The organism is Flaviflexus huanghaiensis, assembly GCF_014118685.1.
Taxonomy (GTDB): Bacteria; Actinomycetota; Actinomycetes; order Actinomycetales; family Actinomycetaceae; genus Flaviflexus; species Flaviflexus huanghaiensis.
The window spans coordinates 156,407-177,013 of the sequence record NZ_JACFAK010000002.1 but is presented as its reverse complement, the minus strand read 5'-3'; the positions used below and the strand labels follow the sequence as shown (position 1 = coordinate 177,013).

Sequence of the window (20,607 nt, the reverse complement as noted above, 5' to 3'; positions counted from 1 at the left end):
ATCAGCCGACGGCTCCTTCCATTTGAAGCTCAATGAGGCGGTTAAGTTCGAGGGCGTACTCCATGGGGAGCTCGCGGGCGATGGGCTCGACGAAGCCACGGACGATCATCGCCATGGCTTCTGCCTCCGCCATTCCCCTCGACATGAGGTAGAACAGCTGGTCCTCGCTCACCTTCGAGACGGTCGCCTCGTGACCCATCTCAACGTCATCGACGCGAACGTCAACGTACGGGTACGTGTCCGACCGGGACTCGGTGTCGACGAGCAGCGCGTCACACAGCACGGTCGACTTCGAGTGCTCGGCCTCTGGCATGACCTGGACAAGCCCGCGGTAGGAGGCGCGGCCGCCGCCGCGTGCAACCGACTTGGACACGATCGAGGACGACGTGTGCGGTGCCATGTGGACCATCTTCGAACCCGTGTCCTGGTGCTGGCCAGCACCGGCGAATGCGATCGACAGCGTTTCCCCGCGTGCGTGCTCGCCCATGAGGTAGACGGCCGGGTACTTCATTGTGACCTTGGAGCCGATGTTGCCATCGATCCACTCCATGACGCCGCCTTCTTCGACGACGGTGCGCTTCGTCACGAGGTTGTAGACGTTGTTCGACCAGTTCTGGATTGTCGTGTAGCGGACGCGGGCGTCCTTCTTCACGATGATCTCGACAACGGCCGAGTGGAGCGAGTCCGACTTGTAGATCGGGGCTGTGCATCCCTCGACGTAATGGACGTAGGAACCCTCGTCGGCAATGATCAGTGTCCGCTCGAACTGACCCATGTTCTCCGTGTTGATGCGGAAGTAGGCCTGGAGCGGAATCTCGACGTGCACACCCGGAGGGACGTACACGAAGGAACCGCCCGACCAGACAGCCGTGTTGAGTGCCGCGAACTTGTTGTCGCCCGATGGGATGACAGTGCCGAAGTACTCCTCGAACAGCTCCGGGTGCTCCTTGAGGGCCGTGTCGGTGTCAAGGAAGATGACACCCTGCTCTTCGAGGTCCTCGCGGATTTGGTGGTAGACAACCTCGGACTCGTACTGAGCTGCGACGCCGGCGACGAGGCGCTGCTTCTCCGCCTCCGGAATGCCGAGGCGATCGTAGGTCTCCTTGATGTCCTCCGGGAGGTCCTCCCATGAGGTGGCCTGCTTCTCGGTCGAGCGCACGAAGTACTTGATCCGATCGAAATCGATGTCGGTCAGATCGGCACCCCACATCGGCAACGGCTTGCGGTCGAACAGCTTGAGCGCCTTGAGGCGGCGCTCGAGCATCCACTCGGGCTCATCCTTCATGGCCGAGATGTTGCGGACAACATCCTCGTTCAGGCCGCGGCGCGCATTCGCGCCCGCCTCATCAGAGTCATGCCAGCCGAACTTGTAGTGACCGATCGACGCGATCGTCTCTTCCTGAGTCATCGGCTCGCCGACACCGGCGTCTGGCCGTGTCTGTGTCATTGATTTCCTTCCGTTGCGTGTGCACGCGTTGGTGTCCCCGGGGGGCGTGATTGGATCAATAGCGGGATGTGGGTTGTGCAGACGTGATCGCCTGAGGCGAGCGTCGCGAGTCGCTGCACGTGAACTCCGAGAAGGCGAGAGAACGCCTCGGTCTCGGCTTCGCACAGCTCAGGGAACTTTTTCGCGACCTGCTGGACTGGACAGTGCCCCTGGCACAACTGAAGAGCATAGCCGCGCGGCCCGACAGTTCGGAGTGACGCGGCGAAGCCCTCGTCGGAGAGCTTTTTCACAAGGGCCTGCGCCCTCAGCGCCGGTTCGTCTCCAGCGGCGTCAACCTCTGGGCGTAGCCGCTCTTCGAGCGCGGCAACGCGCTCGTTCGCGAAGGCCTCGACCATGTCGTTGCCGAGCTCGTCCCGGATAAAGTCGAGCGCGTCAATCGCGATAGTCGAGTACTGGTTCTTGAGGATGGACTGGCCATCGAGTGTCGCCACGTAGTGGCGGGCAGGCCGTCCGCGACGTGCACGGCTCGTCGGTAGGGTCTCATGCACCTCGATGAGGGCGTCTTCTTCGAGGACACCGATGTGGCGCCGCACTGCGGCTGGGGTGAGGTAGAGGAGCTGAGCCAGGTTCGCCGCGGTAATTGGACCACGTTCAATAATGAGCTGGAGAATCGTTTCGCGCGTTCCGGATTCAGGTTCCTTCACGTCTGCCATGACCCCTCCTTTCACGCTCATTTGCTTTAAGCAACATTTTCGTTGCTTATTTCACGTAATGCAAGTGCCTGGCCCGTGGCTCAGGTCTCCATCCCTCGGAAATAAGCCGTTTTCCCCGGTAACTCTTCGGCGGGTCGCGTTGACTGCAAAGCCGCAGTGCTCTCTGCCCTAGAATGGTGCGCATGCTCCACGCTCTCGAAGTCGACGGGCTTGTCATGGCCTATGGCGGCCGCCGCGTCGTCGACGACGTCTCCTTCGCTGTCGCCCCGGGCACGATCGCCGCAATACTCGGACCGAATGGTGCCGGAAAGACGACGACGGTCGAGATCTGTGAGGGACTGCGGAAACCGGATAAGGGCGCGGTTCGTCTGCTCGGCCTCGACCGGGCGAGAGACGATGAGGAGCTGCGCCGCCGAGTCGGCGTCATGCTTCAAGACGGTGGGCTTCCTCAGTCGCCGAGGGCACGCGCCGTTCTCACCCACGTGAGCCGCCTCCACGCGAACCCGACATATGTCGATGAGCTCATGAACATCCTCGGCCTTGCCGAGCACGGCCGGACGAGGGTCCGGCACCTGTCCGGCGGGCAACGCCAACGCCTTGCGCTCGCCTGCTCCCTTGTCGGCAGTCCAGAGCTCGTGTTTCTCGATGAGCCGTCGTCCGGGCTTGACCCCGCCTCGCGGCGGGACATGCACCACCTCATCAGGCAACTCGCCGCCGACGGCACAACTGTCGTTCTCACAACCCACCTTATGTCCGAGGCAGAGGCGTTGGCCGACCAGGTCATTGTGCTCCGCTCTGGCCACGTGCTCGCCGACGGGCCCGCTCACGACCTTCTCGGGGGCCGCTCCATGTGGATCGAAGGAGGCGACGTGGCAGCGATCCGGGCAATGCTCGCACGGGAGCTACCCGCCTTCACGTACCGCGTCCAGGGCACTCAGCTCGAGGTGAGCACACAGTCAGATGCGATGCCGGCGGACCTCGCGCGGCTCGCGAGCGCCCTCGACCGTCTCGAGCTTCATTCCCTCAGCGTCGCCCTGCGGCCCAAATCGTTGGAAGATCTCTATTTCGAGCTCGTGGAGGCGCAGTGACAGCATCAGATCAGGCGCGCACCGCGCTTGCCCAGACTCGGTTCGAGACCGGCACGATCATGCGCAACGGCGAGCAGGCTCTTCTCAACATCATCATCCCGGTCGCAGCCCTCATTGCACTCGCCAATGTCCCGTTCGCGGGGAAGGAGGCAATGAGCGTTGAACACGCCTTCGCGTCCTCCCTCGCACTTGCGTGGGCATCGACCGCGTTCACCTCCCAGGCCATCGCCATCGCGTTCGACCGCCGGTGGGGTGTCATGCGCATGCTGGCAACGACTCCGCTCGGCCCGAGAGGGCTGTTCCTCGGCAAGCTCGGCGCCGTCGGCATCGTCGCCCTCGTTCAAACACTCATTCTCACCGCTGTCGCGATGATGCTTGGCATGGGACTCGATGCGTCCATGCTCCTGCCGGGCCTCGGTTTTCTCATTCTTGGGCTCGGTGCGTTCCTGGCCCTCGGTCTTCTCGTCGGGGGTACGCTCCGGCCGGAGGCCGTTCTCGCTCTTGCAAATCTCCTGTGGGTGGCGATGGCGGGACTCGGCGCGATCATTGTGCCGGCCGACAGCTACCCGACCTGGTGGGCATCGATCGTCACCTTGACCCCGCCGGGAGCACTCGGCGAGGGATTGCGCTCACTTGCCGATGGCGGGGGTATCGCCATTCACCTGGCTGTTCTGGGAGGATGGACAGTGGGAGTCGGACTTCTCGCCGCTTCCCGTTTCCGATGGGACTCGAAGTAGGAAGACATGACCCTCGATAGAACGACCCACAGCCTCGCCATCGCCAACCTCGTTGCGCAGATCGGCATCATCGTGACGGGCGGCCTCGTCCGGTTGACCGGCTCAGGTCTCGGGTGCTCGCAGTGGCCGCTGTGCGAACCGGGCCAGTTCACGCCCCAGTTCCGCGAAGAATCCTCCATCCATCCCTACATCGAGTTCGGCAACAGGACCTTGACCGGTGTTCTCACGATCATCGCGGTTCTTCTCCTCATCGCCGTCTACCGCCGTGAGCCAACGAAGTCCCGCCCGTCGATGAAGCGGCTTGCATGGTGGCCCCTCATCGGCATCATTGCCCAGGCCATCATTGGCGGGATCACGGTCTGGGTCGACCTGCACCCGGCCATTGTCGGCCTCCACATGCTCATCTCACTGTCACTGGTTGCCGTGTCTGCCTACATTCTGTGGCGGTTGCCAAGGCAGGACACCGCACCCTCCCCGCTCTTGCCCCAGTCGCAGATTCTTTCCTACTCCGTCTCGCTGTCAGCCGCCCTCCTTGTCATCCTCGGAACGGTTGTGACAGGGGCCGGCCCACACTCGGGCGATGCGACGGAGCCCTACAGGTGGGGCATGGATACGGTCATGGTCAGTCGTGTCCACGCACTATCCGCGTGGCTGTTCACCGCCATCGCAATCGCCGGGCTCGTCCTTATCCTCCGCCACCGGAAAATGAACCCGTCGGCCGACGCTGACGTCGCGGTCACGGCCTGGTCGGGCGTTCTCGTTGTTGCAGCCCTCAATGGACTCATCGGCTACGTCCAGCACGCGACGAATCTTCCCGAGCCGCTCGTCCTCGCCCACATGTTCGGAGCGGCACTTCTTGTCGCGTCGGTTGCGTATGCGGCAAGTGCCCTCTATCCCCGCACGCGGGCCAGTAGCGGCCCTGCCGTCACTCCGACAACGGCAGCTGCGCGTCGGTAAACTTAACTCCGGGATTCAAGGATTCGGTCAGCCCCGGGCGAGGATGTCAAGGATGATGACGACATCATCTGTGCCCTGTGCCTGACCAGCGGGTACCTGAATGAGGAGACGGGAGCCGACCGTGGATTCTGCGGCGCCCGTGCGCAGTCCCTCGAAGGCTCCGCTCAAACTCAAAAGGATCGGCCCTGATTGCCACGTGCTGTCGAGAAGCTCTCCATCCCGTGCCGTGTAAAGCGAATAGTGGACGTAGATGTCGTCACCGGTGCTGACCTGCGGACCGTCCCCGCGGATAACGGCCTGGCTTGAGAGGCGACTGATCTCCCCCGTGCCGTCAAGAGTTGGCACGCCGCTCCCGTCGACTCCGACAGTGAACGGCCCGCTCACCTCGCGCTGTTCCCCCCTCGCACGAGTGTGGAGAATGTCGACGACAAGGATCTCCGCTCCCGTCGTCTGCGGATTGATGGAAACGAGCCGCGACCCCTCCGTGTGGCCGGTCACGTCAAGCGGTGCCTCGGTTGCTGCAGTGAGAACAGGCGCCTCGGACCCGGCGAGAGTGCGGCCCCGATCGTCGTAGGACATAGCCGTGTACAGCGCCATGGCGTCTGCTGTCAGCTCCTCGCCCGTCCCCTCAATTTCGACCCGGATCTTCCCCTCCGTGGGCGGATCACCGTCGACGTCCATGAGTGTCGGCGCGCCAAGCGGCCCCGCAACCTCGACGATGAGCGGCTCCGGTTCAGCAGGGGGCTGCGAACAGGCCCCCAAAAGGAGCGCGAGCGCGAGGAGGGCGCGTCTCATATGTGAGCCAGGAGCGCGTCCACCCGATCATCGACCGGAGAGAACGGATCTTTGAGGATGACGGACCGTGCACCATCCGCCTCGAGGAGGCGGAGATTCATCCAGTCGACCATGTAGTCCCGCCGTGCCTGCGAGGCGGCCCTGACGAACCTGCCACGCAGGGCGGCGCGAGTCGTCGCGGGCGGGTGTGCCACCGCATGTGCAATCTGCTCGTCGGTCACGACGCGGTCGAGGAGCCCCTGGGCGACCATGCCCTCATAGAGACCCGCGGTTGGCGACAGATCGTGGTAGGCGAACTCGAGTCGGCTCAGCCTGTGATCATCCCAGCCAAGGCCGGAGCGGACGCGGTAACGCTCGAGAAGCTTGAGCTTCGCGATCCAGTCGAGCTTCCCCGCGAGAGGGTCAAGGTCGCCTTCCTCGAGGTGCTCTATCGCGTCGAGCCACAGCTGGGCCAACCTCTGTCGGGTTGGATCCAGTTCGGTGAGATAACCGCGCGAGTCGTAGTGGCGGTGGGCGGCCTCCGCGTACTCCCGCTGGATCTGAAGGGCAGTCAGCCTCCTGCCGTCCGCGATCTCGACGGTGGTTGTAAGGTCGAGATCCCGAGAGATGTCACGAATCGCCCGCATGGGATCGATGAGAGCGAGCTGGGGCAGGATGACGCCGTCATCGAGGAGGACGAGCATCATCTCCGTCATCGCGAACTTCAGCCCCGTCGAAATCTCGGACATGTTCGTGTCGCCGACGATGACGTGGAGGCGCCGATACTTCTCAATGTCGCCGTGCGGCTCGTCACGGGTGTTGACGATGGGGCGGGACCTTGTCGATGCGGAGGAGACGGCGTCCCACATCTGGTCAGCGCGCTGGGAGATCTCATACCCGGATACGCCCGGTTGGCGGCGGATATGACCCGCACCGGTGAGGACCTGACGGGAGATGAAGAAGGGAACGAGGGAGTCAACGCGTGCTCTGAAGTCGCGGCGGCGCCTGATGAGGTAGTTCTCGTGGCAGCCGTATGAGTTGCCTGCCGAGTCGACGTTGTTCTTGATGAGGTGGATTCGCTCCGGAAGCCCCTCCTCCTCCAGCCGCTCGTTCGCGCCGCCTGCCATCGACTCGAAGATCCGGTCCCCCGCCTTATCGGTCGCGACAAGATCATCGATCGAATCGCACTCGGCTGACGCATATTCTGGGTGTGCGCCGACATCCAGGTAGAGCCGTGAGCCGTTCTCGAGGAAGGTGTTCGTTGAGCGCCCCCATTCGACGACGCGGCGGAACAGTCGTTGCGCGGCATCTTCGGGTGTGAGCGTCGATGGCTCGCCGGTCACCGTTGCGGTTGTCAGGCCATACTCGGTCTCAACTCCCATGACCCGCTTCGGGATCACTGGCCGCCCTTTTGGACGAAGCCCTGAACAAAGGCCTCCGCGTTCGTCTCGAGGACAGTGTCGATCTCGTCGAGCAGGGAGTCGATTCCCTCGTGCTGAATCTGCTTCGCGACGGTCTCCTGGGCGGCTTTGACTGCCCGCTGGGACTGCTTCTCAATACGTTCCTGCATATCTAGCCTCTCAATCGTTCAAGGAAGGTCGTGATGTCGGCCGCCTCAAGAGCATCTCCCACACGCTCCCGCGTTCCCGCGTGCGGGTTGAGGAGCGGGATGCGCAGGAGCGACTCTTCGCCGTTGTCGATCGTGATCGAATCCCATGCCGCGGCGTGAACAGCGCCGGGATAGCGGGAGATGAGGGAACCGCGAATGAAGGCGCGAGTGTCCTGCGGCGGAACCGTCGCTGCCCCCGCGACTTCCGCGGGCGAGAACAGGCGGTCAATCCGACCCGCTGCATCCAGTCGGTCGACAATCGACCGTCCGGGGCGTAGGTCATGCCACTGCAAGTCGAAGGCGATGAGCTTCGGGTCATCCCATGCCATGGTGCCGCGCTCGCGCAACCCGTCGAGCAATTGGAGCTTGGCAACCCATTCGACCTTCGCGGCCATCGAGTAGACGTCAGCCCGCAGGCCGGCGATCACCTCATCCCACGTATCCAGAAGGAAGGCCGTTTCATCATCCAACGGCCCGGCCTGCTCCATCGCGCGCCTGCACATCCCCGCGTAGGCCGCCTGGATGTCGAGGGCGGTCATGGACGAACCGTCGCGCAGAGACAGTTCGTGCGTGAGCGTCGTGTCGTAGGAGACTTCTTGGCTCTCCCAGACGGGATCTTCGAGGGCAAGAGCATCACACTCGAGGCCCGCTCCCCCGTTCTCAAGGACCCACAGGACCGCCGCCGTCGTTCCGACCCGGAGGAAGGTGGAGAAATCGAACAGGTTCGCATCCCCTCCGATGACATGGAGGCGACGCCACGTCGGCAGAGCATGCGGCTCGTCACGCGTGTTGATGATCGGGCGATTGAAGGTCGTCTCCAAACCGACGTCGTTCTCGACATAGTCTGCACGCTGGGAGATTTGGAAACCAGGCCGCTCGCTTCGTTGCCCAAGCCCCACTCGTCCCGCGCCACACAGGACTGGCCTCGTGACAAAGAAGGGGATGAGAGCGGTGACGATGTCATCGAAATCGACCGAGCGGTCCACAAGGTAGTTTTCGTGCGCCCCGTACGTTGCACCCTTACCGTCGACGTTGTTCTTGTACGCGATGTACTCGACCTCGGGCCGGTTCGCGAGCGCCATCGCGTCGCGTGCTATGTGTTCGCCGGCCCGGTCGTAGAGAACGGCCGCAAGCGGACCGAGAGCTTCGGGCGCTGAGTATTCGGGGTGGGCGTGGTCGACGTAGAAGCGGGCACCGTTCGACAGGACGGTGTTCGATGCTCGGGGTAACTCCAACTCGATGTCGCTCGGGCGCCGGACGGCTGTCGGACCCGACGGTGCTGCCGCGGCCGGATCGTCCGTCAGCTGGGAGGGGTCAGCAGCCGCCCGCTCGAGGCGGAAGCCACGAGCATCATTGAGCGGGTCCTCCCCGCGGTAGTCCCAGCGGATGGGGCCCTGCGGACTGGCCGCTCCGCGCGCGGCGTAGGCGTCGACGAGATCCGCAGAGAGGCGGATGGGATTGATGGGAGCGGTCGACAGGATGCCGAATTCTGTCTCCGTGCCGATGATCCTCGAAACCGTCACAGCCGCCCCCCAAAGTCCGATCCTGCAAATGTGTTTCTCGGCGTCACCGCGGGTGGACTGGATGTGTCATCGTCGCGTTGTGCCCCCGCGAGCGAGCGGACGAAGGTGACTCTCTTGTTCGTCGACTGACCGTTGATGCGGGCCCAATCGTCGGCGTTTGTTACACCCGCGATGTCGTCGTTTTGACGGATCTCCTGGTCGAGAGCCTCGAGCAGGTGGTCGGTGGTCAGGCCCCGCACGCCTGTCGCAATGAGGTCCTTGATCGCGTACGTCTTCGCCCGGTCGACAAGCCCCGCAATCATGGCGCCCGAAGCGAAGTCGGACAGGTAGAGGATTTCCCGGCCGCCGCCAGCGTACGTGAGTTCGACATACTGGGTGCGCTCATCTTTCGTGAACATCGCGTCGACTGTCACCCTTGCCATCTCGTCAACCGCGGCCGCGACGCTACCGTGGGCGACAACCTCGTCGGCATGGATGGGGAGCGCCGGGGTGAGATACTTCCGAATGATGTCGAGAGCGCCATCCTTGTCGGGGCGTTCGATGCGGATCTTGACGTCGAGCCGGCCCGGTCGAAGAATCGCCGGATCAATCATGTCCTCACGGTTGGAGGCACCGATAACAATAACGTTGTCGAGGGTTTCAACGCCGTCGATCTCGGCGAGCAGCTGCGGGACGATCGTTGTCTCCGCATCGGACGAGACGCCGGAACCGCGGGTTCGGAAGAGGGCCTCCATTTCATCGAAGAAAACGACAACGGGATGGCCGCTCGCGGCACGATCGCGGGCGCGCTCGAAGATCTCCCTGATCTGACGCTCTGTCTCGCCAACATACTTGTTGAGTAGCTCAGGTCCTTTGACGTTGAGGAAGAACGCTCGTTCGTCCCCGCTCGTCTCAGCAAGCGAGGTGGCGACTGCTTTCGCGATAAGGGTTTTGCCGCATCCTGGCGGGCCGTAAAGAAGGACCCCCTTCGGCGGTTTCAGCCCGTGATCGCGGTACAGTCCGGGATGCTGGAACGGTAGCTCGAGCGAGTCCTTGATCTGATCGATCTGGGAACCGAGACCACCAATGTCGCCGTACGACACATCGGGAATCTCTTCGAGGAGGAGCTCCTCAACGTCCGGTCGCTCAAGTAATTCGTAGGCGAAGCCATAGGCTGGTTCAGCCCGCAGGGAGTCTCCCGGACGTACCCCTGACGCAAGGAGAGGGTCGGCAATGCGGACAACTTGTTCGGCCTGGTTCGAGGTGACGAGTACCCGGTCGGTGCCGATGACGAGCTTCGCCGTCACGACCTCTCCGGTCGTGGGAAAGCCGAGGCCTTCGAGGACAACAAGCTGTTCGGACAGGCGGAGGATCTGCCCGGGGCGAAGCGCTCCCGCACCGCGATCGACGGTGACGTTCATGTGCCGCCCTGACAGGAGGATGTCGGCGCTACGGTCCGGGCCCGGCTGGATATAGATGCCGTAGGGGCTCGGCGGGGACGCGAGCTCCGCAAGGCGCTCATCCATCTTTTCCAACTGTTCGCGTGCGCGGACGAGCGCGGCCGACAGCTTTTCATTCTGCCGACTGAGCAAAGCCACCTGGTCGGACAGACTCATTTCAGAGCTCATTGACTTCCTCTCCATCTCCCCCAGTATCTCGCAGGCCTGGGCGCGTGTCGAAGTACCGCCCGCCACATTCAATGACCGCCGCTCGGGGCCGCGAACCTAGCTCGGTCGGCACACGAACGTGTCGGGGCCGACCGATTGAATTCGCACACCCCGGGGTGTCACGACGGATTGTCGTGCTTGTCGACCTGCTCGTCTCCTTCGGACCCATGAGCGGACCCGGTTTGTTCGATGCGGGTACGCTGGCGCACATCGCGCAGGACCTTTCGCAGGCGCTTAGCCGACATCTCCTGCTCACTAATTGGAGCGAGGCTCGGGTCGTCCCAGGGAAATGTGTCGGAATAGGCGAGCTTGGCTGGGCGGCGCTTCTCGAGGAGCGGTTCGCTCATGGGCGCAAGCCGCCGGGCTGTGAGGAGGAATCCCGTGTGCCCGACCATGCGGTGGTCAGGGCGCACGGCGAGGCCTTCGAGGTGCCAGGTACGAACGACGGTTTCAGATGCTTCAACCTCGGTGAAGGAGAACGTGCGGCGAATCTCTTCGGCAGCGCGGGACAGCTGTGTCGTTGTCGCAACGTAGGCGAGAAGGACCCCGCCGGGGCGCAGAATCCGCATCGCACCATCGAGGTTCTCCCATGGGGCGAGCATGTCGAGAAGGACGTGGTCGACGCTGCCGTCCGGCATGTCATCCATGACATCCGTCAGGTCGCCGAGGTGGACTGTCCACGGCGGGATGACGTCTCCGTACCAACTCTCGACGTTCGCGATAGCGATCTCGGCGAAGTCTTCCCTCCGCTCGACCGATGTCACATGTCCTTCATCGCCAACGGCAGCGAGCAGGGACAGTGTGAGCGCACCCGAGCCGAGACCGGCCTCGATCACTCGGGCACCGGGAAAGACGTCGGCGATCGAGATGATGCGGGCCGCATCCTTCGGGTAAATCGGTGTTGCACCACGGGGCATAGACAGGACATAGTCGGTCATGAGGGGACGTAGCGCCAGGAGCCGGTGACCGTCGTCCGTGTCGATGACGGACCCCTCGTGACGCCCGATGATGTCGGTGTGCCGCAATCTGCCGCGGGAGGACTGGAAGTAGCCCTCCGTTGTCAGCATGGTCGTGTACTTGCGGCCTTTCACATCGGTGAGCTGAACGCGTTCACCGGCACGAAACGGTCCGCGGCGCCGATCTGGTCCTGAAGGGTGGATAGTCACAGTCCACTATCCTAGCCGCTGGGCGTGCCCATGCCGTTCGGTAGGGTTGTGGCATGCTCTACCAGCCCGCCCTTTCAGTCTCACGGCTCAACGACTTCACGCAGTGCCCCCTGAAGTTCCGCTACCGGGTCATCGACAGGATCCCCGAACCGCCGTCCTCCGCGGCCGCGAAGGGTACGCTGGTCCACTCCGTCCTCGAGCACCTGTACGACCTCCCTCCCCAGGAACGCACCGCTGGCGCAGCGAGCGACCTTGTCGAGCCCCGCTGGGCGGCGATGCTCGACCGCGACCCGGGATTACAGAGACTCTTCGACGATGAACCGTTCGAGCAGTGGCTGGAATCGGCACGCGGCCTTGTCGGCACATACTTCCGACGCGAGAACCCGACCATGCTCAATCCGACGCGGAGCAACCGAGAGCGGATGATCACTGTCGAGCTGGATTCGGGGATCAGGTTTAGGGGCGTCATCGACCGGATCGACGTGTCCCCGAAGGGCGACTTGCGCGTTGTCGACTACAAGACCGGCAAGATGCCGAACCCGAACTACCAGCACGAAGCGCTCTTCCAGGTCCGAGCCTACGGTCTGCTCCTCACCAAAGCCGACGGCAGGCTCCCCCGCCAGTCCCAGCTCATCTACCTCGGCTCCGACTCGACGCTGACGTACTGGTCTGATGATGCCGATAACGGGATCGTCGAAGAATCGATCATGTCCATCTGGTCACGGATCCTTGAGGCACTCGACACCGGGCGGTTCGAACCGCGTCGCTCACGCCTGTGCGACTGGTGTGCCTTTAAGTCCCTCTGCCCCGCGTTCGACGGCCAACCGCCGGCGATAAACGACGAGGGCGTCGCCAAACTGCGGGCTGTCCAGCTCTAGCCTCTCGCTACCCGTCGCCTGACCTAACGTGTAGACGAGCAAGTTTCTTCACACGGGTGATACGCGCGCAAAACGTCAGCGTTGGGGCGTGCGCCACGTAAGCGCTTCGGCCACCCCGGCACCTGCAACAACGATAAGCGCGGGCCACTGCGTGGCGGAGAGCTCCCATAAACCGCCGCTGTCGAGACTGAGCACGGCAAGCAGAAACAGGCTCATGTTCCGGGTGATCGTCGCTGGGCCTATGGTGTGCGGAGTTCTGCTTAGGCAACGGCACATATGGCCGCGCGACCGCCACACGACGACAAGGTAGGTGCTCGCCAGCAGAAGGAGCCCACTCGTGAAGATCCACGAGTATGGGCGGGGTGCAAGGACGAGTCCAAGAGCGAGGATGACTTGGATGAGCAGATGCGCCCAGGCGACGAACGGCCGCATAAGGGGTGCTGGAAGGTTGAGGTCCCGCATGGCACGGAGCATCGACCCCGGCATACGAGCACCGTTCAACGATGCCGACACACCGAGGATTGCCGCCCACGCCAGCGCGGCAAGACTCACTACAGGTACAGCCCGAGGAGCGTCTTACACATGTCGTTGAACAGCGCTGCGCCGTCGCGGTCGTCATTGTGCTCGTTGACTTCAGCCCACTCGTCAATCGCAGCCAGAGCTCCCGGGGTGTCGAGACTGTCCGCAAGCCGTTGACGGACCGTGGTCAGGAGTTCGTGAGCTCCTGCGCCACCGGTGTGGCGCACCCTGCGCCAGCGAGTGACCCGCCGCTCCGCGAGGTTGAGCTGCTCATCGGTGTACTCCCAGTCGTCATTCCAGCGATGGTTGAGAAGGAGCAGGCGCACCGCCATCGGCTCGAAGCCGCGCTCGATGAGTTTGGAAACAAGGACGAGGTTGCCGAGCGACTTGCTCATCTTCTCGCCCTCGAAGGCGACAAGGCCCGTATTCATCTGACCGAGTGCTTCAACCTGCGGGTTAAAGTCCCGGTGATGGATGCTCGTCATCTCCTGGTGCGGGAACACGAGATCGGCTCCCCCGCCCTGGATGCTGATCGTCGTGCCGAGGTAGTCGTGGCCGATGAGTGCACACTCAAGGTGCCAGCCCGGGCGCCACGCGCCCGGCTTATCCCCTTCGGCCCGAAAATCGTCGCCTTCGACGCCCTTCCAGATCATGGGGTCAAGCGGGTTCTTCTTCCCGGGTCGATCAGGGTCGCCGCCATTTTCGCGGAACACGTCGATGAGATTGATGCCAGCGAGGTGTTCTCCGGAGTAGTCGGCATCGCTCGTTGCCCGGTAATAGTCGGTACGACCGCTGTCGTCAGTCAGACCGTAGGCGCGTCCGTCGGCAATTAACCTCCGAGCATTCTCCTCGAGCTCGTCGAGCATGTCGGAGACGGCAACCCAGCTCGTCGGCGGAACAACCTTGAGCGCATCCATATCGAGCCGGAATAGGTCGATCTGTGCGTCGGCGAGCTCGCGCCACGGCACGCCGATCGCCTCGGCTCTATCGAACAGTGGATCGTCGATGTCCGTGATGTTCTGAACGTAGTTCACATCCATTCCCGCGTCGCGTAGCGCGCGAACAAGAACGTCGAACGTCACATAGGTGAAGGCGTGGCCGAGGTGAGTCGCGTCGTAGGGGGTGATGCCGCAGACATAGAGATTGGCTTGCCCGCCTGGTAGGGCGATGAGCTGGCCGGATCGCGAATCGGCCACACGGGGTCTGGAACCCGTGCCCGGTAGCTCTGGGAGCTGCGGCATCGGCCAAGAACGCATAGAGACCTCTCTGTATGTCACTGCGGAGCCAGGATGCCTGCGGTGAGCAGGGTGACGATCACTGCGGCGAGCAGGAGACGATAGGTAACAAACGGGAGATAAGACTTCGTTGAGATCAGCTTAAGGAACCAAACGATCACTATGTAACCGACAATGAAGGACACCACAGTCGCGACCGTCGTAGCGACAGCGCCCGCTTGAGGTCCAGTTCCATCATCCGTGAACAGCCGATAGAAGCCCGAGCCAAGCACGGCCGGGATCGCAAGCAGGAACGAAACACGCGCGGCTGCTTCCCGCGTGTAGCCGAGCATGAGGCCGACCGTGATCGTCCCGCCAGATCGGGAAACCCCCGGAACTAAAGCCATTGACTGGGCAAAACCCAAGATCAGGCCGTCGCGAAGCGACAGATCGGACACGGACTTCACGTGTGTCGAGAACCGGTCGGCGAGACCAAGAAACACCGCAAACAGGGCGAGCGTGAGCGCCGTCAGATAGAGATTGCGGAAGACAGATTCGATCGCTCCCTCGAGGAATAATCCGAGAACGACAATGGGGATTGTGCCGATTATCACGATCCATCCAAGGCGAGCATCCTGGGGATCCTCAGGGCTGCGATCCTTCCACGGTCCAAACGGTAGCCCGTTGAACCATGCCCTGATGATTCGAATGATGTCGTCGCGGAAATACAGCACGACGGCGAGTTCCGTTCCGATCTGGACGACCGCTGTGAATGTCACGCCCGGGTCTCCGAGAGCAGGAAACAGCTCACCGACGATTCGCAGGTGAGCTGATGATGAGACCGGGAGGAACTCCGTCAATCCTTGGACGAGGCCGAGGATGACCGCTTCAAAAATTCCCATGGGGTCAACCATAGGGGCACCATCTGCGCCATGCAGTAGGCTCACTGTGTGAGAAAACGCAAGCTTGGAACGGCAGGGCCCGCCGTGTCCAACGTTGGACTGGGAACGCTGACGTGGGGTCGTGACACCCCCGCCGATGAAGCGCAGAAGCAACTCGACCTCTTCCTTGACGCTGGTGGCGTCGTCATCGACACCTCCCCTTACTTCGCTGGCGGCACCGCGGAAATGGTCCTCGGCGAGCTTCTCGGCTCGGCCGTCGACAGGTCCTCAGTCCATCTCATCTCACGGGCCGGGCTCAGCGAGGACGGCATCGACGCCTCACGCTCCTCACTCGAGCGGAGTATCCGATCGTCCCTTCTTCAGCTCGGCACCGACTGGATCGATACGCTTATCCTCGCCGCACCAGATCCCGCTACCAATGTCGAAGAAACAGCCGATGCTCTCGGCGCGCTTGCTCAGCGCGGCCTCATTCACTCAGTCGGCCTCGGCAACTGCCCCGGCTGGTACGCGGGTCTCATGAGCGAGCTCCTGCGCGAACGCGGCGTCAAGCTCGCCGCTTTGCATATGGAATACAGCCTGCTCGAGCGCGGCATCGAACGCGAGATCGTTCCCTTCGCCGAATTCGCGGGGGCCGGAGTCATCGCCTGGTCCGCGCTTGGCCGCGGCGTGCTCGCCGGCCGCTACCGGCATTCGATCCCGCCCGACTCCAGGGCAGCCTCCCCTCACTTCGCGAACTTCGTTGAGCCCTACCTCGCGACACCATCCAGGCAGGTCGTCGAGGCGATCGCGACGGCGGCCGACGGACTCGGGGTTGACATCGCGACGGTCTCGCTCGCCTGGCTCCTCTCCCGCCCCACCGTGTCATGCGCGCTGATCGGGCCGCGCACGTCGGCCCAGCTTGCCGCCATCCTCACTGGCCTCGATGAGGAGATTCCAGACGCTGTCCTCGACGCGTTGACCGAGGTAACAGCACCGACCTGGGGTTATCCCGAGCGGTTCTAGCGACTCAGCACGGCGCTGGCGAGGGCGCTGCCTCGCTCGGCACACCCAGCGCTGAGCATTGTGCCCGACATATGAGACGGAACCCTGGCGATCTGTCCGTTTTGCACAGATTCGGCAGGGAACATTCTGCATTCTTCTGCGAATGACCACATGACGGGCTACAGTCCCATGAATCCATACTTGATGAACTGCGTCACAATGTCGTGCGCAGAGTTGAGGAGAATACATGAGCACTCCAGAAATCACGCGCGTCAGCGTCGAACCACCGGGCGAGCAGGAGTCACCGCCATCACCAAAAATCCGAAACATTCGCCGTATCGGGATGGTCAGTGGCCTTCTCGGCGCCATCCTTATCTACTTTCTGTTTCCCGCCGAACTGTCCGCCAGCTTCCAGGAGACGCTCGCCGCAGCGGACATTGAAACCAACAGGGACACGATCGCCACCGTCGCTGCCGTGGCCGTCGTCATGGGCATCTGGTGGATGACAGAGGCCATTCCGCTTGCTGCCACCGCCCTCGTTCCTCTCGTCGCATTCCCCGTCATGGACATCGCACCCATGGCGACGGTGGGCGGCTCATACGGTTCGCCAACAATCTTTCTCTTTCTCGGAGGTTTCCTCCTCGCGCTGACGATGCAGCGATGGAACCTCCACGTTCGCATCGCCCTACGCACCGTGCTCGTTGTCGGGACAAAGCCAAAACGCCTCATTCTTGGCTTCATGGTCGCGACCGGGTTCCTCTCCATGTGGATCTCAAACACGGCAACGGCAGTCATGATGCTCCCCATCGGACTTTCCGTCCTCGCACTTGTCGGCACAATCGACAGGCGTGTCAACCGGGAATCGAAGTTCGGCGCCGCACTCATGCTCGGCATCGCGTACGCAGCGTCGATTGCTTCTCTATCAACCCTGATTGGCACACCGCCGAATGCGCTTCTGCGCGGCTACCTCCAAGACAACCACGACATCACCCTGAACTTCGGCCAGTGGATGCTCTTCGGTGTTCCGCTCGCGTGGAGTTTTCTCCTCATTGCCTGGTGGATACTCACGCGGGTCTACAAGCCTGAGATTGATGACATCCCGGGCGGACGAGAGCTTATCGCTGAGCACCATCGAGAACTCGGCCCCATGTCGCCGCAGGAAAAGCTGACGGCCGTTGTTTTCGTCACCGCCGCGCTGTCCTGGATCTTCATCCCCAGCCTCTTCCCCGATTCCGGCATCACTGACGAGGTGATCGCGATGGTCCTCGCCCTCGTCCTCTTTCTCCTACCTGCAAAGCCGAAGGACGGTATTGGTCTTCTCAACTGGGAGACGGCGAAGGGTGTGCCGTGGGACGTGCTTCTCCTCTTCGGTGGAGGTCTCGCACTCTCTGCCGCGTTTGGCTACTCGGGCTTGTCGCAGTGGATCGGCGAGCAGGCCAGTGGTTTAGCTGGTCTGCCGATCGTTCTCATCGTCCTCGCTGTCACACTTATCGTGCTCGCGCTGACAGAGATGACCTCCAACACGGCCACCGCCGCCGCCTTCCTCCCGATCATGGGCGGCGTCGCCATCGGCATGGGAGTCGATGTCCAGCTTCTCGTCATCCCGGTTGCTCTCGCCGCAACAACGGCATTCATGCTCCCCGTTGCGACACCACCAAATGCCATCGCCTACGGATCCGGGTACATCACGATTGGCCAGATGCTGAAAGCGGGCGTGTGGCTCAACGTCGTCGCTATCATTCTCATCGTGACGTTCACTGTGCTCGTCGGCCCCACGGTCATCGGATATTCGCTCGGCTGAGATTGCAACCTGCCGCCGCTACACCGCAGAGCATCTCCAGTCGCTAGCCGTTTCCGCTACGCTCACGTTCCAGCGATCGAGCGTCTTACGACTCGTGTAGGGACTGCCGTAACTCTGCGGGCGGACGCGAGTTGCGCCGGAGGGTCAACGCCACAGCCATACGGCGTCAGACACACGTGAGGCCGGGCACCTGCCCGGCCTCACCCATGTCAGTCGTCGAGATACTCGATGTCGTCGCCATCATCGTCACTGTCGTCGCCATCGTCACTGTCGTCATCGCTGTCGTCGTCATCATCGTCGACGTAGACGATGTCATCGTCATCATCGTCATCGTCATCGTCATCGCCATAGACGTCGAGGGGCAGCTCGACACCGAAAGATGTGAAGACGGCATCGTCATAAATTGTGTAGGCGTCTGCCAGGTGATCGGTCGCTTCGAGCACTGAATCAGCTTCGGGATCACGAGTGAGTGCCGCCGTATCATGGAATGCTTCAAGGGCACCGATGAGGCGGTCAAGCGCTGTGCGAGGATCGATTTCCATACAGAGAGCCTACCGCGAATCAGGCGCCGAGGCACACCTCGTGGTCACGGCTATAGACCCGGCGGCAGGAGCAGAAAGAGACCCGTCACCGGCCCTCGTGAGCGCGTTATGTAACCTCCCACACCAATGCAGTCGGCGCGGGACTCACCGCCCGATCCGTCCCCAACATGGAATTGCCCACCATTGTCCCCGCACCGTGATCTACACTGTTCACATCTGGATCGACTAGATAGGCCGCGTTGCTGATGGCTCGCCACGCAGCTGACATCGTCCAGATTCCCGGAAGGGAAACTGCGTCGAGCGGGTAAGGTGTGGCCCCTCGTCCTGCTCGTCGCAGTCCCTCTAATGGAGGAGCTGACCCCCGCTCACATCGACGGTCGCGCCCGTCATGTAGGAATTGCGGTCAGAGACCATGAACGCCGCAACCGACGCGATCTGCTCTGCCGATGCAACGTAGCCGATGGGGATGCGGGTCTCATAGAACTCCCGCCTCTTCTCCAGAGCGTCAGCGATCATCGGCGATTCCATCGTTCCGATCGCAAGACAGTTGACGGTTATCCCGTTCGGGCCCATCTCTCGAGCGAGCGAACGCGTCATCGTCACCATGCCGCCTTTCGCCGTCGCGTAGGGCACGTGTCCGGTCGATGAGCCGCGGAATGCCGCCTGAGATGTGATGTTGAGGATCCTGCCCGGCCTGCCGTCTCCCGTGCAGTGCTTGATGAGTTCCTGGGAGAGGAACATAGGAGCCGCGAGGTTTACTTCGATTGACCGGTTCCACACGTCGTCCGTGATCTCGCCGACCTCGGTTGTGAGCCACAGGCCCGCGTTGTTCACGAGAATGTCGAGCCCGCCAAGTGCCTCCACCGATTCTTGAAACAGTCGCTTCGTTTGCTCGCGGTCGGCCAGGTCGGCGTGGATGGGATAAACGTCGCCTCCTGTGGATTCGGCGAGCGCGTTCGCCTCGTCGGCGCGGCTCCGGTAATTGAGGGCCACACGGGCACCCTCGTCGACAAGGATCCGCACAAGAGCCGCACCCATGCCGGATGCTCCTCCTGTGACAAGAACTCGTCGACCGGTGAGGTTGAGATCCACTGTCTCTCCTTTATCTCTCTGTGAGGTGAGCGAGGAGCCGCTCACTCAGCATTCTCGGGGTCTTGACGAACGCGTCGCGCGTCGACCCTGCGAGGTGGGACGTGATGGTGACATTATCGAGCGTCAGCCACTCGGAGTCGGCAGGCAACGGCTCAATATCAAACGTGTCGATCGCCGCGCCGGCGATCTTTCTCTCCCGGAGAGCCTCGAGTAGTGCCTCTTCGTCGACGAGGCCTGAGCGGGCCGTGTTGACGAGCACCGCATGGGGCTGCATGAGAGCCAGCATATCCCGGCTCACAACAAGATGGTTGTCGGGCGTGAGCCGGGAGTGGATCGTGATGATGTCAGACGTCGACATGAGTTCTTCAAGGCTGTCGACCTTGTCGCCGTACTCGCTCGTGTCCTGGTAGGGATCATAGAACCTGCATCGGGCGTCCATCCCCGCCAAGAACTTCATGACGAGCTGGCCAATGGCGCCAGCGCCGACAAGCCCGATTGTGCGGCCCTCCAGCTCCGGAATGGCATCTCCGTTCGGGAAGTCCTTGAGCCACACGTGCTCCCTCATCGCCGCATGGGTGCGTGCGATATTGCGCGTCTCGGCGAGGATGAGCCCGACCGTGAACTCGGCAACCGCTCGTGCGTTGCGGCCAGCAGTATTGAGAACTGTGATGCCAGCCCTCTGCGTAGCCGCGGAGTCCACGTTCTCGGTACCACCGCGAAGCACGCCAATGACCTTGAGGTTCGGGCTCGACTCGATGAGGGCGGCACCGATCGGTGCGAACTGGGTGATGACAATATCGGACTCCCGCACCTTCTCCGCGACCGAGTCGGGTAGTTCGAGGCCGTTGGGTCCCTTCTGTTCGACGAGAAGGTTGACTTCTTGAAGCTTTTCGATCGATTCCGTCTCCCATTCGACATAGGTGACGTCGTGGCCCGCGTCGACAAGGGCTCCCGTGCCATCTCGGAGCATGTCGAGCGGGATGTAGGCATCGGCAATGGCAAGTACTTTCATGTCTCT

Annotated in this window: 20 protein-coding genes; 6 read left to right on the top strand and 14 right to left on the bottom strand. The window is 62.5% G+C overall.

Annotated features, from left to right (window positions below; all coding sequences use genetic code 11):
• Position 1 precedes the first annotated feature (1 nt).
• Both sufB and H7E91_RS02475 read right to left on the bottom strand, forming a co-directional pair.
• On the bottom strand, positions 2-1,447 hold the full coding sequence (gene sufB, locus H7E91_RS02480) for a Fe-S cluster assembly protein SufB (RefSeq protein WP_182353514.1): 1,446 nt from the start codon (positions 1,445-1,447) through the stop codon (positions 2-4).
• On the bottom strand, positions 1,444-2,160 hold the full coding sequence (locus H7E91_RS02475) for a helix-turn-helix transcriptional regulator (RefSeq protein ID WP_182353513.1): 717 nt from the start codon (positions 2,158-2,160) through the stop codon (positions 1,444-1,446). The genes sufB and H7E91_RS02475 overlap by 4 nt, the downstream gene beginning before the upstream one ends.
• A 182-nt stretch (positions 2,161-2,342) precedes the next feature.
• Here H7E91_RS02475 and H7E91_RS02470 point away from each other — a divergent pair, with 182 nt between their 5' ends.
• The 3 genes from H7E91_RS02470 to H7E91_RS02460 are packed head-to-tail and all read left to right on the top strand — an operon-like array spanning position 2,343 to position 4,942.
• The gene (locus H7E91_RS02470) at positions 2,343-3,248 is read left to right on the top strand and encodes an ABC transporter ATP-binding protein (RefSeq protein ID WP_182353512.1); all 906 of its coding nucleotides are present in this window, start codon (positions 2,343-2,345) and stop codon (positions 3,246-3,248) included.
• Positions 3,245-3,985 (top strand): ABC transporter permease, encoded by a 741-nt coding sequence (locus H7E91_RS02465; protein ID WP_182353511.1) that lies wholly within the window; start codon positions 3,245-3,247, stop codon positions 3,983-3,985. Before H7E91_RS02470 ends, H7E91_RS02465 begins: the two co-directional genes overlap by 4 nt.
• 6 nt (positions 3,986-3,991) lie before the next feature.
• Positions 3,992-4,942, top strand: a complete 951-nt coding sequence (locus H7E91_RS02460; RefSeq protein ID WP_182353510.1) for a COX15/CtaA family protein — start codon at positions 3,992-3,994, stop codon at positions 4,940-4,942.
• 27 nt (positions 4,943-4,969) lie between these two features.
• Here the strand turns inward: H7E91_RS02460 and H7E91_RS02455 are convergent, their stop codons facing one another.
• From H7E91_RS02455 to H7E91_RS02430, 6 genes are all read right to left on the bottom strand, one after another.
• Positions 4,970-5,737, bottom strand: coding sequence for an FKBP-type peptidyl-prolyl cis-trans isomerase (locus tag H7E91_RS02455; protein WP_182353509.1), 768 nt, complete (start codon positions 5,735-5,737; stop codon positions 4,970-4,972).
• Positions 5,734-7,116 carry a Pup--protein ligase gene (gene pafA, locus H7E91_RS02450; protein WP_338401706.1) on the bottom strand — a complete coding sequence of 461 codons (1,383 nt, stop codon included), beginning with the start codon at positions 7,114-7,116 and terminating at the stop codon, positions 5,734-5,736. Before pafA ends, H7E91_RS02455 begins: the two co-directional genes overlap by 4 nt.
• Positions 7,113-7,286: a ubiquitin-like protein Pup gene (locus tag H7E91_RS02445; protein ID WP_182353507.1), complete on the bottom strand. Its 174-nt coding sequence runs from the start codon at positions 7,284-7,286 to the stop codon at positions 7,113-7,115. The genes pafA and H7E91_RS02445 overlap by 4 nt, the downstream gene beginning before the upstream one ends.
• Before the next feature lie 2 nt (positions 7,287-7,288).
• The gene (dop, locus tag H7E91_RS02440; protein WP_182353505.1) at positions 7,289-8,848 is read right to left on the bottom strand and encodes a depupylase/deamidase Dop; all 1,560 of its coding nucleotides are present in this window, start codon (positions 8,846-8,848) and stop codon (positions 7,289-7,291) included.
• Positions 8,845-10,455 carry a proteasome ATPase gene (arc, locus tag H7E91_RS02435; RefSeq protein WP_241698312.1) on the bottom strand — a complete coding sequence of 537 codons (1,611 nt, stop codon included), beginning with the start codon at positions 10,453-10,455 and terminating at the stop codon, positions 8,845-8,847. Before arc ends, dop begins: the two co-directional genes overlap by 4 nt.
• A gap of 158 nt (positions 10,456-10,613) precedes the next feature.
• Complete coding sequence (locus tag H7E91_RS02430; RefSeq protein ID WP_338401705.1) at positions 10,614-11,660, bottom strand: tRNA (adenine-N1)-methyltransferase; 1,047 nt, start codon at positions 11,658-11,660, stop codon at positions 10,614-10,616.
• A gap of 53 nt (positions 11,661-11,713) precedes the next feature.
• Here H7E91_RS02430 and H7E91_RS02425 point away from each other — a divergent pair, with 53 nt between their 5' ends.
• The gene (locus tag H7E91_RS02425) at positions 11,714-12,538 is read left to right on the top strand and encodes a RecB family exonuclease (RefSeq protein WP_182353487.1); all 825 of its coding nucleotides are present in this window, start codon (positions 11,714-11,716) and stop codon (positions 12,536-12,538) included.
• A gap of 75 nt (positions 12,539-12,613) precedes the next feature.
• Here the strand turns inward: H7E91_RS02425 and H7E91_RS02420 are convergent, their stop codons facing one another.
• The 3 genes from H7E91_RS02420 to H7E91_RS02410 all read right to left on the bottom strand — a co-directional run bounded on the left by H7E91_RS02420 (position 12,614) and on the right by H7E91_RS02410 (position 15,173).
• A complete protein-coding gene (locus tag H7E91_RS02420; protein WP_182353486.1) occupies positions 12,614-13,090 on the bottom strand; it encodes a MauE/DoxX family redox-associated membrane protein in 477 nt (158 codons plus the stop codon).
• A complete protein-coding gene (locus H7E91_RS02415) occupies positions 13,090-14,253 on the bottom strand; it encodes a cysteine--1-D-myo-inosityl 2-amino-2-deoxy-alpha-D-glucopyranoside ligase (RefSeq protein WP_182353485.1) in 1,164 nt (387 codons plus the stop codon). The genes H7E91_RS02420 and H7E91_RS02415 overlap by 1 nt, the downstream gene beginning before the upstream one ends.
• A gap of 77 nt (positions 14,254-14,330) precedes the next feature.
• A complete protein-coding gene (locus tag H7E91_RS02410) occupies positions 14,331-15,173 on the bottom strand; it encodes an undecaprenyl-diphosphate phosphatase (protein WP_182353484.1) in 843 nt (280 codons plus the stop codon).
• Positions 15,174-15,221: 48 nt separating this feature from the next.
• Between H7E91_RS02410 and H7E91_RS02405 the strand changes: the two genes are divergently transcribed.
• Entirely contained in the window at positions 15,222-16,175 is a 954-nt protein-coding gene (locus tag H7E91_RS02405) for an aldo/keto reductase (RefSeq protein WP_182353483.1), read from the top strand.
• 226 nt (positions 16,176-16,401) lie between these two features.
• Positions 16,402-17,955 carry an SLC13 family permease gene (locus H7E91_RS02400; RefSeq protein WP_182353482.1) on the top strand — a complete coding sequence of 518 codons (1,554 nt, stop codon included), beginning with the start codon at positions 16,402-16,404 and terminating at the stop codon, positions 17,953-17,955.
• A 209-nt stretch (positions 17,956-18,164) separates the two neighbouring features.
• On the opposite strand, the gene H7E91_RS02395 is transcribed toward H7E91_RS02400, so the two are convergent.
• From H7E91_RS02395 to H7E91_RS02385, 3 genes are all read right to left on the bottom strand, one after another.
• Complete coding sequence (locus H7E91_RS02395; protein ID WP_182353481.1) at positions 18,165-18,497, bottom strand: hypothetical protein; 333 nt, start codon at positions 18,495-18,497, stop codon at positions 18,165-18,167.
• A 342-nt stretch (positions 18,498-18,839) separates the two neighbouring features.
• Entirely contained in the window at positions 18,840-19,589 is a 750-nt protein-coding gene (locus H7E91_RS02390) for an SDR family oxidoreductase (protein ID WP_182353480.1), read from the bottom strand.
• Positions 19,590-19,599: 10 nt separating this feature from the next.
• A complete protein-coding gene (locus H7E91_RS02385) occupies positions 19,600-20,601 on the bottom strand; it encodes a 2-hydroxyacid dehydrogenase (protein WP_182353479.1) in 1,002 nt (333 codons plus the stop codon).
• Between the last annotated feature and the right edge of the window lie 6 nt (positions 20,602-20,607).

Excerpts from the sequence above, each read along its gene's own strand:
- sufB (WP_182353514.1), bottom strand. The coding sequence starts at position 1,447 with ATGACACAGACACGGCCAGACGCCGGTGTCGGCGAGCCGATGACTCAG.
- H7E91_RS02475 (WP_182353513.1), bottom strand. The coding sequence starts at position 2,160 with ATGGCAGACGTGAAGGAACCTGAATCCGGAACGCGCGAAACGATTCTC.
- H7E91_RS02470 (WP_182353512.1), top strand. The coding sequence starts at position 2,343 with ATGCTCCACGCTCTCGAAGTCGACGGGCTTGTCATGGCCTATGGCGGC.
- H7E91_RS02460 (WP_182353510.1), top strand. The coding sequence starts at position 3,992 with ATGACCCTCGATAGAACGACCCACAGCCTCGCCATCGCCAACCTCGTT.
- H7E91_RS02455 (WP_182353509.1), bottom strand. The coding sequence starts at position 5,737 with ATGAGACGCGCCCTCCTCGCGCTCGCGCTCCTTTTGGGGGCCTGTTCG.
- H7E91_RS02445 (WP_182353507.1), bottom strand. The coding sequence starts at position 7,286 with ATGCAGGAACGTATTGAGAAGCAGTCCCAGCGGGCAGTCAAAGCCGCC.
- arc (WP_241698312.1), bottom strand. The coding sequence starts at position 10,455 with ATGAGCTCTGAAATGAGTCTGTCCGACCAGGTGGCTTTGCTCAGTCGG.
- H7E91_RS02425 (WP_182353487.1), top strand. The coding sequence starts at position 11,714 with ATGCTCTACCAGCCCGCCCTTTCAGTCTCACGGCTCAACGACTTCACG.
- H7E91_RS02410 (WP_182353484.1), bottom strand. The coding sequence starts at position 15,173 with ATGGGAATTTTTGAAGCGGTCATCCTCGGCCTCGTCCAAGGATTGACG.
- H7E91_RS02400 (WP_182353482.1), top strand. The coding sequence starts at position 16,402 with ATGAGCACTCCAGAAATCACGCGCGTCAGCGTCGAACCACCGGGCGAG.
- H7E91_RS02395 (WP_182353481.1), bottom strand. The coding sequence starts at position 18,497 with ATGGAAATCGATCCTCGCACAGCGCTTGACCGCCTCATCGGTGCCCTT.
- H7E91_RS02385 (WP_182353479.1), bottom strand. The coding sequence starts at position 20,601 with ATGAAAGTACTTGCCATTGCCGATGCCTACATCCCGCTCGACATGCTC.